Raw genomic sequence first — 15,780 nt, 5'->3', positions numbered from 1 at the left:
ATATCTATCATTTCAAGGAACTATTTTCCTGAATCTTAGGTCTTTACGACTTTCTGCCGACCTTTGGAAGTGCGAGCAGGCTTCCGAAAAACAGCTTCTCTGAACGTTTCCCAGGGCTGATACAGCATTGAGATAAGTAGTCGATGTAGATCTAATAAGCTCTTCGTTGTACCAAGCTCCATTTTCATCAAGAGCTGAAGGCTATATGCGATCAAACAAATGAGGATCTGATTCCATACCGCGTTCTCTTGCTCTCCATAGAAACGCGTCAGCTTCAGATGCTGTTTAACCCAACGGAAGAATGTTTCTATCTTCCAACGATTGCGATACAGCTCACTGATCTCTTCTGCTGTTAAATCAAAGCGATTGCTAATGATGCGGATCAGCTTACCCTTTAAATCGGTCGTTTCTACAAGTCGCAATGCCTCTTCCATCTGTTTCTTTCCTTTACCGATTCGAACCATTTGATCCCGATGGATCAAGGAGTTTTCGGCTACTGGAAATTCGGAGAGCGTCTCCACGACCGCGTTGTTCTTCAAACGAGTTACGAAAAAAATGCCTTCCCTGCAGTAATGATCATACTTCTTGTAATCGACATAGCCGCGATCGAACACATAGGTGGCTCCGGTTTCATCAATAAGAGCATCCATTTGAGTACGATCCGCAGGCTTCGCAGGTGTAAGCACTGCCTTTTCTGGATAAACCGTGTCCGGATCGCAAAAGGTTACTCGCAAATGAAGTTTGACACCGGATTTTGTTTTTCGGTACGTTGCCCATTTGTATTTACTTAAACATAGGCTCATCGTCGTGGAATCTAGCAATTTTACTGTGCCGATTCGCCCTGAAGCAGGACGGCTGTGCTCGCTGATTTTCAAGACCAGATCCGCAAATATGCTTTGCAAAACCTCACTGGAAAGCTTGTTGTTTTTCCTTGATAGCTGTGAGGTGCTTATGGACGTAATTCCAAGTTCTTTCTGGAACGCTTCGTTACACTGCAATTCAGTAACGATAGTTCGTAAACAGTCTCGCTGCTGCAGCTGTGCATCCATAAAGATCAAGAGATAGGCCAGTGAATGCAGCTTTTTAACGTACTTATCTTCGCCGGTTTTATCCGTCCAATCTGAAATGATTTGTGCATTTAGTGGTGCGACCCATTTACCAAATGATGAAAGTAGTGTATCCTTGTCCATGTACGATCTCCTATGATTAGGGATTTGGACAGGACTACCTGCTCCCCTAATTATGGAGATTTTTTCTTTGAATGGACGTCGATAATTTAACATTTTTAGTACAATTTAGAATTTGTAATTAGGTCTGAAATTTAATGCAACGCTATTGGAATGATATAAATGAAAAAAACACAAGTTATTCTAATCGTATTAGTTGCTTTAGTGTTCTGTATTGTAGCACTACCGTGGGCTCTAATATATATTGGACTGCTACTTCAACCAGATCCTCCTCGTCCAGAAATCACCTATGGGGAATTTCCTTTCAAGTTAGTCTATGAAATAAATGGGGAAAGAAAGGTTATTCAAGATACGGTCATTTGTGAGTATGATGGGGTTGGAATGGATGAAGGGCAAGGTAAGCATAGAAAATGGAAGCAGCGGTATGTAAGTGGAAATAAAAATATTACTTTGTTGAAAATTAATAACAACAGCGAAATAGTTTACTCAGAAGGAAGTGCAAATTATTATATGGGGGATTTAAAGGAATATAGACAATACAATCCCTTGTTCCCTAATGCAATAATCATAGAGAAGGATATTGGAAGCACTAGGGTAATTCGAGCGGATGAATTGTTTGAAAAATATCATATTAAACTAATAAGCTGGGAGTCAAGTCCACCAATCAAGAATACATTTATTGAATCCGCAAAGTAAATAAGATGTAATTTAAGCACACAGCCTATAACTAATCTCGATAAAACGGTTATAGGTTGTTCTGCATTTTACAGCACTAATCCTCAGAATGGTAACATGTAAAATGAATATTGCGCGCAAGATGGTACGATCGGACGATTATTACGGGGATACATATGATGGGGAGTTTAGGAAACCGTTAAGTTTAAATTTTATTTGTGTATGTGAAGAACAATCCGCTAAAATATATTGATCCAACGGGGAATATCCCTAACAGCATCATGGCACAGCACATACATAGTGCAACGAAAAAGGATTATAATAAAAATCACTTTTTGGTGGATGGAAAAACTAAACACAGAGTATGTTTTGTCACACCGAATGGTTCAAAATGGATTCAGTCAAAAGTGCTTTGACGGAGGCGGGATATTAATTGAAAATTAAAATGTTAATGATAGTAGGTATTCCATTGATTCTACTTGCTGTCCTTGTGTACATTACTTTGCCATGGCTTTTCATTTATATTGGGATTCAATTAGGGCCTAGTCCACCAAGCCCGAGAATTACGTACGGAGAATTTCCGTTTCGTCTAGAGTATGAAATTAATGGGCAACGGAAGGTTGTCGAAGACACTTTAATATGCGAATTTGATGGTATTGGTTCAGATGAAGGCCGAGGAAAATTTCGCAAATGGAATGAACGATTGGCTAGTAAAAATGAAGAAATAATATTGCTAAAAGTGGATGATACGAAAAGGATCATTTACTATCCAGGTAGTGCTGAATACTATATGGGGGATTTAGATACCACATTGGAGCATGATTCTAGTTTTCCTAATGGTCTGATAATTGAGAAAAATGATCGCATAACTAGTACTCGATTAATTCTTGCAGATCAATTACTTGAACAATACAAAATTAACTTAATAAGTTGGGATTATACTCAACCCATAAAGAATAGTTTTTAAGCATCCAAATAAAATAAAAATTACATTTTCAGTCCTTATTTGAAGTGAGCCACAATGCGAATAACTCGTATTGTGGTTTTTTCTTTAGTGGATGCTCCACCCAGTGTCGAATGAATCGGCGGCATGTCCTGAAAGAACCTAACCCTCATCAATACCGTATAAGATCGTCTGTGGATTTAGTGGACTGTAGCTCATGTCTTATTTGTATTTACGCTAACAATAACATAAATTAACTGGTGCAACACGAGAATCCATAATAGAGTAATAAAGCAGCAGCGAAGTTGGATTAGAAAGGTGAGAATAAGGATGAGTTGGTTAGCACGGCGGAATAAACGCATCATTTTGATGATGTGTGCAATCTTGTTTATTTGCGCTATGGTATTACAGATTGGTAACGTCCAAGCATTTTCAGCAAATGGTGAAAGTAAGTATTCATACGATGGGTCTGGACGGTTAAATGATGTTCAATCCACTACTAGACAAAGTATAGACTACGTATACGATAACAACGGGAACATAACGCATAAGCTATCTACTCTCCATTTTAAGGGGAGTGATCAGAGTGTAATGCAAAATGTAGCGGTAAATCAAACACCGGGTGCTAAAAATACAGTGGAGTTTTGGATGAAATGGGATGGTACTAATTCTGTCATGCCATTTTCATGGAATACCCATTATGCACTTTGGTTTGCAGATGGATATTTTGGATTTAATACGGGTGAAAGTAATATTATTGGGATTTCTTCAGCAAATTTAGTTAATCAATGGGTACACGTAGCGGCGACTTTTTATAATGGAGTACCTAATGCGGACGATAATGAATTGTATATCAATGGCGTAAAGCAGGACATAGCAATGGTTAAGGGGAAGACAACGTATCCAGTTTCGGTAACCCAATCAGCGTTCATATCAGGAAACAGCGATAAGAGCCTGTACCGATTTAGCGGTAAAATAGGCGAAGTACGAATATGGAATTATCCATTGTCCCAAGAGGAGATACAGACGAATAGAAATCAAGTATTGTTGTCAAGAGAGCCTGGACTGGTGGAGCATAGAAAGTTGGGTCGTGTTCCTGATGGTAAAGATTTCAAGGGAAAAGAACGATTAAAGTTGAATAATATTTTGGTTAATAACAAAGCTGGTGCTAAAAATACAGTTGAATTTTGGATGTATTGGGATGGAACCAATTCTGTGATGCCATTTTCATGGAACTCTAATTATTCACTTTGGCTTGCGGATGGATATTTTGGATTTAACACTGGTGAAAGCAACATTATAGGCATATCATCGGCCAATTTACGTAATCGCTGGGTGCACGTAGCTGCAACTTTCTATAACGGTATACCGAACACGGTAGATAATGAATTATATATTAATGGTGTAAAGCAAAATGTAGCCGCAGTCAAAGGAAATACGACCTACTCTGTAGCAGCGACGACGTCCGCGTTTATATCAGGAAGTGGAGATAGTGATTTATACCGATTTGGCGGTAAACTTGGAGAAATGCGGGTGTGGAGTTATCCGCTAACGCAACCAGAGATAAAGGCTAATATGTATAAGATGCTTTCAGGAATGGAAGAAGGATTAGCAGGATATTGGAAGTTAAGCGAAGTACCTCAATTGAATTCATCTCTGCAATGTAACGGAACGAATCAAATTAAAATTAATAGCGTCGAAGTAAATCAATCGGCTGGCGCCAAAAATACGGTAGAGTTCTGGATGAAATGGGACGGAACTAATTCTGTCATGCCGTTCTCGTGGAACACGAACTATTCACTCTGGATCGCAGACGGCTATTTTGGATTTAATACGGGTGAAAGCAATATCATTGGTATACCATCGGATCAGTTAAAAGATAAATGGGTGCATGTTACAGCAGTCTTCTATAACGGGGTACCTAATACGACAGATAATGAATTGTATATTAATGGCGTAAAGCAGAATATAACCGAAGTGAAAGGAAAGGCGACATATGCAGTCGCAGCAACCTCATCGGCGTTTATATCTGGAAACGAACATGCTAGTTGGTATCGATTCGACGGTATGCTAGGTGAATTGAGAGTATGGAATTATCCACTTACCCAAGCACAAGTACAGGCTAATATGTATAAGGTATTTACAGGAACAGAAGCGGGACTTGCAGGGTATTGGAAATTGGATGATGGATTTAAGCCAAATGAGGCTCTTCATTTTACGAGTAACAACCAAGTTTCTTTACATAATATTAAGGTAAATCAAGCAGTGGGGGCTAAACATACAGTAGAGTTCTGGATGAAATGGGATGGAACCAATTCTGTGATGCCGTTTTCGTGGAATACGAACTATTCGCTCTGGATTGCAGATGGCTATTTTGGTTTTAATACGGGCGAGAGTAATATCATTGGTATACCATCGGATCAGTTAAAGGACAAGTGGGTGCATGTAGCTGCGACTTTCTATAACGGAGTGCCTAATGCAACAGATAACGAATTGTATATAAATGGTGTAAAGCAGAACATAGCAGCGGTTAAGGGGAAGACAACGTATTCAGTTGGGGCAACTCCATCGGCGTTCATATCAGGAAGCAGCGACAAGAGCCTATATCGCTTTGCTGGTAAGCTTGGTGAGATGAGAATTTGGAATTATAGGCTTTTACCATCTGAAGTGCAGGCTAACATGTATAAGGTGATTTCAGGCAAGGAATCCGGGTTGATTGAGACTTGGAAAGCTAAATCTTGGTTCCAAAATAAATAGTCAGCATCTTTGAGGAACATAATAAAGCACGCTCCAATATTTGATTACATATTAATTGTTGGGGCGTGTTGTCGTTTGGATGCTGGACAAACTGGTAGATCACCTAAAATAGGCACGTATTTAAAGCATTTCCACTACAATAGTAACAAAAGAATGCATCGTTATGGGAATTAACTTTAGAGTCGGAGGTACATTTATTTTAGGTGCTGTAACATATTATCCAGAAGATATATACGATGAGAGACTTGATAATAAGTCAATCTATAGCATTATTCATTTGCACTTTATGTTCAGGAAAATATGGATGGATATTCTCTGGTAGTTTGCGAAAAAAACAATGGGGAATTTGAAAGAATAGTTCTACCCAAAATAATGACGGAATTTTCATGTATTCTTACCTGGGGAAAGAATAAGCTATTTTAGATATAGGACTTTTTGCGGTAAATTCACGTTAGAATGTAAAGATGAGATTATTGTTAAAAGGGGATTAAGATGATCAAGGCTGTTAAAGGTAAGTTACTCATCTTTGTTATGATCATGGTAAGCTTTTTACTTATGATCTCAAGCACGGTTAATGCTAGTTTCATAGAGAAAGAGTTTTTGTCAAAGGAAGACTTTGAACGAGGCAGATATGCAGATACAAAATTCACCGCAGGAGCAGGAATCATTACGAATGAAGCTGATAAGGTCGTTAATGGCAATTATTCGGCGTACTTATACTCTCCACCGACGAGAGAATGGAGCGAATTTACATATACGGATACACAGCAAGTTCAATTTGAAAAGAATACTACCTATGCGGTTACCTTTTCGTACAAAGCTGTTGAAGCCCCTAATCAGGAAAATAACGGACTCTACTATTTTTTAGCACGAAGCACAGACAATGAAGCCTCTGCAGATACAGGGTGGACAACATGGAATGCAAAAACCGGGGAAAAAGGTACTAAGACATTTGTATTTACCACAGGGAGTAAAGATAATTATTACTTGATTTGGGGGATTCATTGCGGTGGAGGTTTATCTATCGATGATATTCATGTGAAGAAAGTAAATGAGTCATTTGAACAAGGAACATATAAGGGGACTTTCTTTCAGGCGGTTTCAGGAAGTATAACGAATGATCCCGCTAAAGTCGTTAATGGCAATTATTCGGCATACTTAACCTCCTCGAAGGAACAGGAATGGAGTGAATTTGCATATACCGATACTGATCTAGTTAAGTTCGAGAAGAATACAGCTTATGAGGTTACCTTTTCATATAAAGCTATAGAGGCTCCAGATAAGTTTAATACTGGTGCCTATTATTTCTTGGCTCGAAGTACGGATAATGATGTTGCTGCTGATGCGGGCTGGACAGCCTGGAACCCTAGGACAGGAGAAAAAGGGACGAAGACGTTTACGTTCACGACAGGAAACAAAAACAATTATTATTTGATTTGGGGGATTCGACGGGGAGGAGCGTTGTCGATAGACGATATTTATATCAAAAAGAAGGCCGAATCATTTGAAAAGGGGACGTTCGAGGGAACTTTTTTTCGGGCTGGCTCCGGAACGATCACAAATGATCCGGATAAGGTAATCAGCGGTAATTACTCCGCTTATCTTTCTTCGCCGCGCTTAGCAACTTGGGCGGAGTTTGCATATACTGAGCCGTCATTAATCCGTTTTGATAAAATACAACCTATTCCGTAACGTTTTCGTACAAAGCAATAGAAGCTCCCCATGGATATTACTACTTTTTGGCACGAAGTACGGATAATGACGTTGCTGCTGACACAGGCTGGACAACCTGGTCTGGGCAAAAGGGAGAAACGAGCAGGAAAACGGTTGTATTCACGACAGGAGAGAAAGAAAACTACTATTTAATATGGGGAATTCAAAATGGTGGCGCTATCTCTATAGATGATATTCGTATCGATCTGGCTCCTTATCAATATGATCAGAACGGACGATTATTGAAGCAAGCTACTCCAACTAAATCGATTCAGTACTTCTATGACTCGAACGGTAACGTTCTTAGACGAAGAGCAGATATTAATTATTACTAATATATGATGTCAGATGGAGAGCTTGAGGTGTAATTAAACTCTTTTTCCTTTACCTTAATGCTTGTGAACGTAATGAATAAATGAGGAATTGTATCTCAGGATAGCATGAGGGAGAGGAAAACGTCACAAAAAAGGATGGTTACTATTAATGCTGCGTCATATTCATATGATCGTAAAATGTATTGTTTGTACTTGTTTATTAGTCGCGATGGCTTTGATAATACAGCATTCAGCAGATGCCAAAGAGTCTTCTAAACACGAAATTGAGTTAGGTTCGACGAATGATAAGGCAAGAAAATGGGGCATGCTTTCTCCGAATATCGGACATCGTACCGGTAAAGCACAAGGAGATGAATGGATAGCCATAGCTCCTGAAGATAAGTCAGGTTTTTTAGTTTTTGGACCTTATGTAGAAGATCTCGATATAGGAGAATGGACTGCAACGTGGTCACTGAAGATGTTTGGTAGTTTAAATGTTTCCTCTAAAATTGCTCGCTTAGAAGTTTATGATCCGGACTCTAATGAGGTATTGGCTTTTCAAGAGCTTACAAGCTATCAGTTTTCTAAATCTCAGAGCTATCAGGATTTTTATTTAACGTTTATGAAAACGAAACCAAAGCAGCGATTGGAGTTTAGGGTTTTCTGGCACGGGGAGACTACGTTACAAGTGAATCAAGTGACAGTCCACCAAGTAGCAGAGTTGAATTTGGTGAAATCATGGAAGATGTCTGATCCTGCACTTGGCCATAGAATTGGCAGAGCAGACGGAGAGGGTTGGTCAGCCAATATACAGCAGGATAAGGAAGGTTTTTTAAGCTTTGGTCCTTATATGAATAATCTTCCGTTAGGAGCATGGAAGGTAAGCTTCCCATTGATAATCGATAACAACTCTGCAGATAATGCGAAAATAGTTCGCTTGGAAATCTATGATCCTGATGCAGATGAGATTTTATCGTCACGCGAAGTGACGAGGCAGCAACTTCTTTATTCTAATGTAACGCAGTATTTCGAGCTGCTTTTTGACAATGTCTCAACGGATCGCCGATTAGAGTTCAGAATTTATTGGTACGGCTTAGCCAAGGTTACAGCTAAAGACATATCCATAGGCAAATCTACAAATATAATCTATAAGAAAACATGGAGTTTATCAGACCCTATGATTGGGCACAGAACGGGTAGATTAGATGAAGAGGGCTGGTCAGCGAATACGCAGCAAGACAGCGAAGAATTTTTGACTTTTGGGCCCTACGTGAAAGATGTACCAGTAGGATCATGGGAAATCAGTTGGCCATTAATGATCGACAATCGTTCGGCAGATCACGCAAAGGTAGTTCGTTTAGAGGTGTTCGATGTTGATGCCGATGAGATCCTATCCTTCCGTGAGATTGTACGGCAAGAATTTGAGCGTCCGTTTGAATACAAAAGTTTTAATTTAAGATTCGTCCATGTAAACCCAAGTCACCGATTGGAGTTCCGCACCTATTGGTATGGCAATGCATTTATCAAAATGAAGAACCTTCAAATGAAGGGAACGTATCCAAGTTCATTCGGGAAAGTGTGGAATATGTCTGATCCGGCAATGGGGCATAGAACAGGAAAGCTTATTGAGAATGTATGGGTTGTAGAGCCTCAACAGGATCAATTAGGACATATGAGTTTCGGGCCGTATGAAAAAGGTATGGAAATTGGAACATGGGTAAGCACTTGGTCGATGAAATTAAAGAATAGCAGTGAGAGCAAAGAGCCTGTTCTAAGATTAGAGATATACGATGCTGATACAGGAGAGATTATTCAGCAAAAAAATGTATATCAAGAGCAGTTTATTATCAATCATTTTCAAGATTTGAATATTCAATTCCGGAATGAACACCCGGGGCACGCACTGGAATTCAGAGTTTACTGGTGCGGAAAACATGCTGTTGAATTAAAAAGCATAAGAGTAAACAAAACAAGGGTTTTGGATGAATACGTGTATGATAAGAATGGTCGATTGATACATTGGAATGGGGTTAATGGCAGACATAAGTACTATCGTTACGATAAGAATGGGAATATGTTAAGTGTTATTGATATGGAATAAGGCAGGCGGATGGCGGATTTTATTGTACTTGATGAACAGAACAACTAAATTAAAGGAAAAGGAACAAAGAAGGCACATGAACTCATGGGCCTTCTTTGCTTCGTGACTCTCTTAGATATGGTTGTTTCTGTTCTTGAAGCTTTAATAATTGAGAGAGATACTATCGAAACAGCCAAGGCACACATGGGGAAATTAACAAAAGCTTTGCCCGGTAATAACATCGGAACATTATTATTTCCATAAAACGGGATGATGAATTTAAAAATCATTTTTCAAGTTATCTTGCAAGTACATATCACACTAGGATCAATCAAATAAGATAACACCAGGTGTATTGTAAATCAGGGAGAAGAGTTCAAGAATGTTATTCTTCTGACGAAGAGTACTACGAATAGTATTTGGGTTTTACAAATAGGGAAAAGGAGAATTTAGAATATGCTAAGTTTTAGAACATCGAAATTCATGCTTATATTCGTTCTAATAAGTATTATATTATTTGTTGTCAGTCCTACTAACGGATATGCTGTAGAGAAGACGGCGGTAAATGTTTATGATAGTTCCGGGCGGCTAGTGAATACGAAGCTAGCGGATGGAACCGTAGTTGAATATCAATATGATGAAAATGGGAATCTACTGCAGAAAAACTTTAATATGTTGATGAACTCCGGATTTGAAATCTATACGGGAAAGAGTGGAGTCGTAGATAACTGGGGGGATTGGCAATCCGCAGGTGTAAAAGCAAATTATCAAGTTGTAACTTCACCTGTATCAAGTGGTAAGCAAGCTCAACAAATGAGTATTTCCAACATGCCTAAAGATGGGGCAGCTAATTTTTTTCAAGACATATCCGTAAGTGATAGCGAGTCCTATACATTAAGTAGTCAGATTGCAATAGCCAACCTAAACAAAGCAAAATTAATGGTTAACATGCATTATTTTGATAAGGACGACAGATTCATAGGAAGCACGACAGTGTTTGAATATGGAGGAAACGTAAGCTGGCTGAGTATAAATGAACAGGTACGACCTGTATCCAAGACAGTGCGAGCCAGACTTCATTTTACCATTACAGCATTAGACAGCGAAGCATCAGGAATCGTAACGGTGGATTCCGTAGCTTTCCAAAAAGGTGACCGGAGTAATTTACTATTTAACTCTGGTTTTGAGACGAATACAAGAACAGGTGGAGTCGCAGATGGCTGGGGAAATTGGGAGTCTGTGGGGGTGACGGCCAATTATCGAGTAGTAGCCTCGCCAGTGTCAAGTGGTAAGCAAGCGCAGCAAATGGCTATCTCTAATATGCCTGAAAATGGAATAAATACATTCTTCCAAGACGTAGCAGTAACAGGCGGTCAACCTTATACACTAAGTACTCAAATTGCGACAGCATATTTAAGCAAAGCCAAAGTTCAGGTCGTTATGCATTATTTTGACGTAAACAATAATTTTATAGGGAGTGAGATGCCATTTGAATATAGTGGGAACACGGGCTGGTTAAGCATTAATGAACAAGTGCGACCTGTGGTCAAGACAGTACGTACCAGAGTTCATTTTTATATCATGGCGGTTGACAACAATGCGTCTGGAATCGTAACGGTGGACTCCGTAGCTTTCCAAAAAGGAGAGCAGAGTAATTTATTAATCAACCCCGGATTTGAAACAAATACAAGAACGAATGGAGTCGCAGATGGCTGGGGGAATTGGGAATCTGAAGGGGTAACAGCCAGTTATCGAGTAGTATCCTCGCCAGTGTATAGCGGTAAGCATGCACAGCAAATGATCACCTCCAATATGCCCAAAGGCGGAATGCATACATTCTTCCAAGACGTAGCAGTAACAGGTGGTCAGCTTTATACATTAGGTTGTCAAATTGCAATTACAAATCTAAGTAAGGCTAGGGTTCAGGTCATCATGCACTATTTTGACGTTAATAATAATTTTATAGGAAATGGAACTCCATTCGAGTACAGTGATAATACGAGCTGGAAGAGTGTTCAGATACAAGTAAAGCCACCAACTCATACGGTGCGGGCTAGAATCCATTTTAATCTTTTAGCACTAGAAGACAAAGCCTCCGGGACAGTAACCATAGACTCCGCCATTTTTCAACGCAAAAATAAAACAAGAGATAGATGAAATAAGTCATGCAGTAAATCAAGAAAAAGAAGGATGGTCACGGACCATCCTTCTTCAAGTTTCTGTAACCAGACTGTTGTTTGGCATTATGTCTTTACAAGTGAAATTGCATCGGCAAAAGCTTCTCCGACGGCACCTGAATCGGCAACAACCCGTACAATTATTTTTGTCGTATTCGGCTTCGTGCGAATCTTAACAGAAGCTTGTCCCCACTGTCCTCGCTGAGAAACCAGTGCTGCATCCCCATCATATACACCGATGTTTTGATTATCGAATTCATAGGTGTCCACATAGAAGCTTCCTTGCTTCAAGTTGTTGTAAATGTTAGCTTGAAGCTCATAGTCAGTATTTGGTTTAACCGGAATGAAGTAGCTGTCGCTGGAAGTACCGAGTACGGGCGAATCCGAGTAAAAGCGAATACTGTGTGAGCCATTATGCGATAATTGACCTGAAACGGCCATAGTAGGGCTGAAATTCCAGAAATAAGACCCCTTCTCAAAGCTTGCGTTCGGAAGCAAGTTACTTGTTTTCATTTTTTTAAGCAGGTTCCTGTTGGTGTCATAGGCATATTCGATTCGGTAATCTGTATGCAGTGCATCTAGCAGCTGATTTGCCGAGTTATATGTATAATTATGATTTGCAATAATGGGCTTAGGGACGTGAGCTACTTTGACTTCCTTTTTGATCATGTCGCCAAACCATGCAACACCATCCTGAACCATTCGCCAGTCGGTGACCAATACTCCTTCATATGCTGGAGCGACCATATTGAAAGTAAACGTCACGGTATCGCCGTATTTTACGGTGCCGCCGTTAGGAATGACGTGTCTGCCAATGGCAAATGGATCACTATCGTCAACCGCCCCAAGGCGAACGGCTGCTGCTTCCGACCATACCTTCTTGCCTATGTTCTTGACAGTAACAGAAACTTCTTGCGAAGAGCCTGGGATCATTGTATCCGGAATAGTGTTTGCAACGATTTTTGCGTTTAAGTCTTGGGCAGTCACGATACTGAGATCGTCAAAATAGCTTCTGAAATACCCGGTCTCTGAAGCTTCGTAGTCGTCATAGGCGACAAGCACTTCTTTAATTGTTTTTCCTGTTTGTGGAGTTAAATCAACTTCGACTTGAACCCACTGATTTAATGGATCATTCCGAAATGCAGGGTGGATTCGCTGCCCTCTTGTATCCGAAATGCCGCTATCTCGTAAAGTAGAGCCATCCTCAAATACCAGATCAATTGCCATTCTTTTACTTTGTGTGTGCTGGTAGTGATAGACCCAATAGGATAATCTCATTCCTTCGTGGATACTTATGTTCAAATTAGTATACAACTTGAAGTAAATGAAGCTGTTCTCCGAATTACTTTTGTCTTCGCCAGTGACTCGATAATATCCAACTCCACTATGAGGTTGAACTCCCATTTCTCCATTCACAGTAGAGGCCTCTGGTGGTACCGTTGAATTGTATCCGCCGACATTGGCACTATATGCCGTCACCATCCCAAGGCTATCGTTATCGTGGCTTTCGAAGGTATTGCTCAGGATACGCCTCTGTTCATTGTCCGCCATCGCATTTGGGATAAGACAAGCAAATAATAAAAGAAAAGCGATAGCCATTTTAGAAAATTTGATCATCAGTACATTAGATCCCCCTATATATAGTTAGTACGTATAGTCATTGTAAATTTTAATATGACTATTGGAAAGAGTGGAATTGAATATATTCCATTTTTTCCTTACTAATTGTGGGGAATAATAACTGTTAAATAAGTCTTAAAGGAAATATATTAGATACTTGGAACAGATCAGGGGGAAAGCGGTGAATTTTGCTTTCAAAAATCATTTAATAGGGATAGTGGCGGTACTGTTACTTTATGAGCTCAAGCGCCGCTAATGCTAGTTTCGCAGAGAAAGTGCTTGTGACTCAAGGAAATATTGAACGGGGTACGTATGAAAATACAAAAGTTGCAGCGGCATTGGGAACAGTCGCTAATCGAGTAAACAGTAATTCATAATGCAAATAAAATGAATATAAATGGTTATTACAAGAGAAATTCCAAGTACAGAGAAAGATAGACGAAGAATAGTTACCGTAGATACTGCTAAAAACATAAGTTGTCGTCATTACAGATGAAAGGGTCATCAAACGTCCATTTTTTACAAATTAATGCTAATAAATAATAAATGTGCAGTAGGGAAAATAATGATATTATATGAATCTATGAATATATGGAAATAATATTAATGTTCCTTTAGAATCCGGTATTAATCGTATAAAAAAGGAGGACTCAGGATTATTTTGCGATCAAAAGGGACATATATCAAAATTACGGTAATGCTTGCATTCTTCATTCTTATTTTTATCCATAGCGAGAACAGAATATTTGCTCAACTGGATAAAATACATATGTATCTAGTAAAGACTACAGTTCCATTCAAGGGGAGAATCAATGGTTTTATCAAGAATGGAATGGGAAAGAGTACGTTAATTTGAAGTGGGATGAGTCGGAACAATTATGGAGGGGGAGTCATCCTTTTACCATCATTGCGGCAGGCATCCATCATCCGGATGTAACGGATGTTGCAAGGAAATGGGTAGCGCCCAAGAGTGGCTTAATTCGTATAAATGGACGCGTAGCAAAGAGTAATCCCGGATGCGGGGATGGCGTTAGAGTAGAAATAAGGAAAAATACGAAATTACTTTGGAAGACCCATATCGAGTATAACGACATCGACGGGGTAATGACAAACTATGAAACGCATATTAACTCTGGTGAAGCACTTTACTTTATCGTGAATAAGGGAGAACAGAACAATTATTGTGACGGTACATATTGGGACCCAAGCATCTCCTATTTAGACAAGAACACTTCATTAGCCTATTCTGCCTCTGAAGGATTTAGTGGCGTTCAAGGACAGAACAATTGGTATTATGAGGAGGGTCAAGGAAGTGCTTTTTCATTTCTGAATTGGGATGGGAAGGATCAAGTGTGGAAAGGGAAAAGTCAATATTCGCTCATAGGGCGTTCTTTTCAACATCCAACCGATCTAAGCTCTGTACGAACTTGGAATGCACCGGAATCCGGACTGATCCGAATTTCGGGAAAGGTGGCCAAGGAGAACACGAAGTGCGGAAATGGAATCATTGCATCCATCCAGAAAAACAACAAAGTCGTATGGTCAACTCTTATTCAATTTGATGATGCAGAAGGCCTCCAAGTCCAACATGATATAACCGTTCATGTAGATGATAAGTTGCGTTTTCTAGTAGCTTCGAATGAAAGTACGGATTGTGACGGTACCTCATGGGATCCCCGAATAACTTATATGCTACCGAGTGCTGATCTAACTTACTCTTCTGCATCTGGATTTAGCTCGGCACAAGGGCAGTCCAATTGGTATTATCAAGAATTAGAGGACTCCCAATATGAGGATTTAAAGTGGGACTTCAACGAAAAATTGTGGAGAGGAAAATATCCATTTTCGATCGTTGCACATAGGATGCAGCATCCTGATAAGGCTGATTCCGTCCGAAAATGGGTGGCTCCAAAGTCAGGTTCGGTACGTGTGAGTGGACACGTATCCAAAAGTAATACAGCATGTGGCGATGGTGTCAAAGCAACCATTTTAAACGGCTACAATGCAGTTTGGCAGGCGAAGCTGGATTATAACAATGATGCTGGGGTGGATCATGATACCGTACTGCCGATAAGCGAAGGCGGAGTTTTATATTTTGTAATAAATGCGAACGGTACGAATCATTGCGATAGTACGAATTGGACGATATCCATCCATTATGATTCTGAAGCACACGCGACGATATATTCATACGATGCTGGCAACAAGTTGGAAACGATAACATCTCCAGATGGTAGAATCATTTATCATTACTATGATGCAAATGGCAACTTAATTAGGCGTGAAAAGAGTAAGTGAATGATGTAAGCTCTAT

Annotated in this window: 10 protein-coding genes; 8 read left to right on the top strand and 2 right to left on the bottom strand. The window is 39.7% G+C overall.

Annotated elements, in window-relative coordinates; all coding sequences use genetic code 11:
• Positions 1 to 35: 35 nt before the first annotated feature.
• Positions 36 to 1,190 carry an IS4 family transposase gene (locus PAV_RS18185; protein ID WP_005543483.1) on the bottom strand — a complete coding sequence of 385 codons (1,155 nt, stop codon included), beginning with the start codon at positions 1,188 to 1,190 and terminating at the stop codon, positions 36 to 38.
• Positions 1,191 to 1,349: 159 nt separating this feature from the next.
• Between PAV_RS18185 and PAV_RS18180 the strand changes: the two genes are divergently transcribed.
• The 7 genes from PAV_RS18180 to PAV_RS18150 all read left to right on the top strand — a co-directional run bounded on the left by PAV_RS18180 (position 1,350) and on the right by PAV_RS18150 (position 11,826).
• Positions 1,350 to 1,883 (top strand): hypothetical protein, encoded by a 534-nt coding sequence (locus PAV_RS18180; RefSeq protein ID WP_005548811.1) that lies wholly within the window; start codon positions 1,350 to 1,352, stop codon positions 1,881 to 1,883.
• A 412-nt stretch (positions 1,884 to 2,295) separates the two neighbouring features.
• Positions 2,296 to 2,829 carry a hypothetical protein gene (locus PAV_RS18175; RefSeq protein ID WP_005548810.1) on the top strand — a complete coding sequence of 178 codons (534 nt, stop codon included), beginning with the start codon at positions 2,296 to 2,298 and terminating at the stop codon, positions 2,827 to 2,829.
• 306 nt (positions 2,830 to 3,135) lie between these two features.
• Positions 3,136 to 5,562 (top strand): LamG domain-containing protein, encoded by a 2,427-nt coding sequence (locus PAV_RS18170; RefSeq protein WP_005548809.1) that lies wholly within the window; start codon positions 3,136 to 3,138, stop codon positions 5,560 to 5,562.
• A gap of 492 nt (positions 5,563 to 6,054) precedes the next feature.
• Complete coding sequence (locus PAV_RS18165) at positions 6,055 to 7,254, top strand: hypothetical protein (protein WP_005548808.1); 1,200 nt, start codon at positions 6,055 to 6,057, stop codon at positions 7,252 to 7,254.
• Between the two features lie 47 nt (positions 7,255 to 7,301).
• Positions 7,302 to 7,610: a hypothetical protein gene (locus PAV_RS18160; protein ID WP_005548806.1), complete on the top strand. Its 309-nt coding sequence runs from the start codon at positions 7,302 to 7,304 to the stop codon at positions 7,608 to 7,610.
• A gap of 148 nt (positions 7,611 to 7,758) precedes the next feature.
• Complete coding sequence (locus PAV_RS18155; RefSeq protein ID WP_005548804.1) at positions 7,759 to 9,690, top strand: RHS repeat domain-containing protein; 1,932 nt, start codon at positions 7,759 to 7,761, stop codon at positions 9,688 to 9,690.
• Positions 9,691 to 10,125: 435 nt separating this feature from the next.
• Entirely contained in the window at positions 10,126 to 11,826 is a 1,701-nt protein-coding gene (locus PAV_RS18150; protein ID WP_005548800.1) for an RHS repeat domain-containing protein, read from the top strand.
• An 86-nt stretch (positions 11,827 to 11,912) separates the two neighbouring features.
• Here the strand turns inward: PAV_RS18150 and PAV_RS18145 are convergent, their stop codons facing one another.
• Positions 11,913 to 13,463: an NBR1-Ig-like domain-containing protein gene (locus PAV_RS18145; protein WP_005548799.1), complete on the bottom strand. Its 1,551-nt coding sequence runs from the start codon at positions 13,461 to 13,463 to the stop codon at positions 11,913 to 11,915.
• Positions 13,464 to 14,318: 855 nt separating this feature from the next.
• Between PAV_RS18145 and PAV_RS18135 the strand changes: the two genes are divergently transcribed.
• Positions 14,319 to 15,764 (top strand): hypothetical protein, encoded by a 1,446-nt coding sequence (locus tag PAV_RS18135; RefSeq protein WP_005548794.1) that lies wholly within the window; start codon positions 14,319 to 14,321, stop codon positions 15,762 to 15,764.
• Positions 15,765 to 15,780: the final 16 nt, after the last annotated feature.

This window comes from Paenibacillus alvei DSM 29, assembly GCF_000293805.1.
Classification (GTDB): domain Bacteria; phylum Bacillota; class Bacilli; order Paenibacillales; family Paenibacillaceae; genus Paenibacillus_B; species Paenibacillus_B alvei.
Note: the sequence above shows the minus strand (reverse complement) of the source record. Positions and strands in the feature narration are given on the sequence as shown.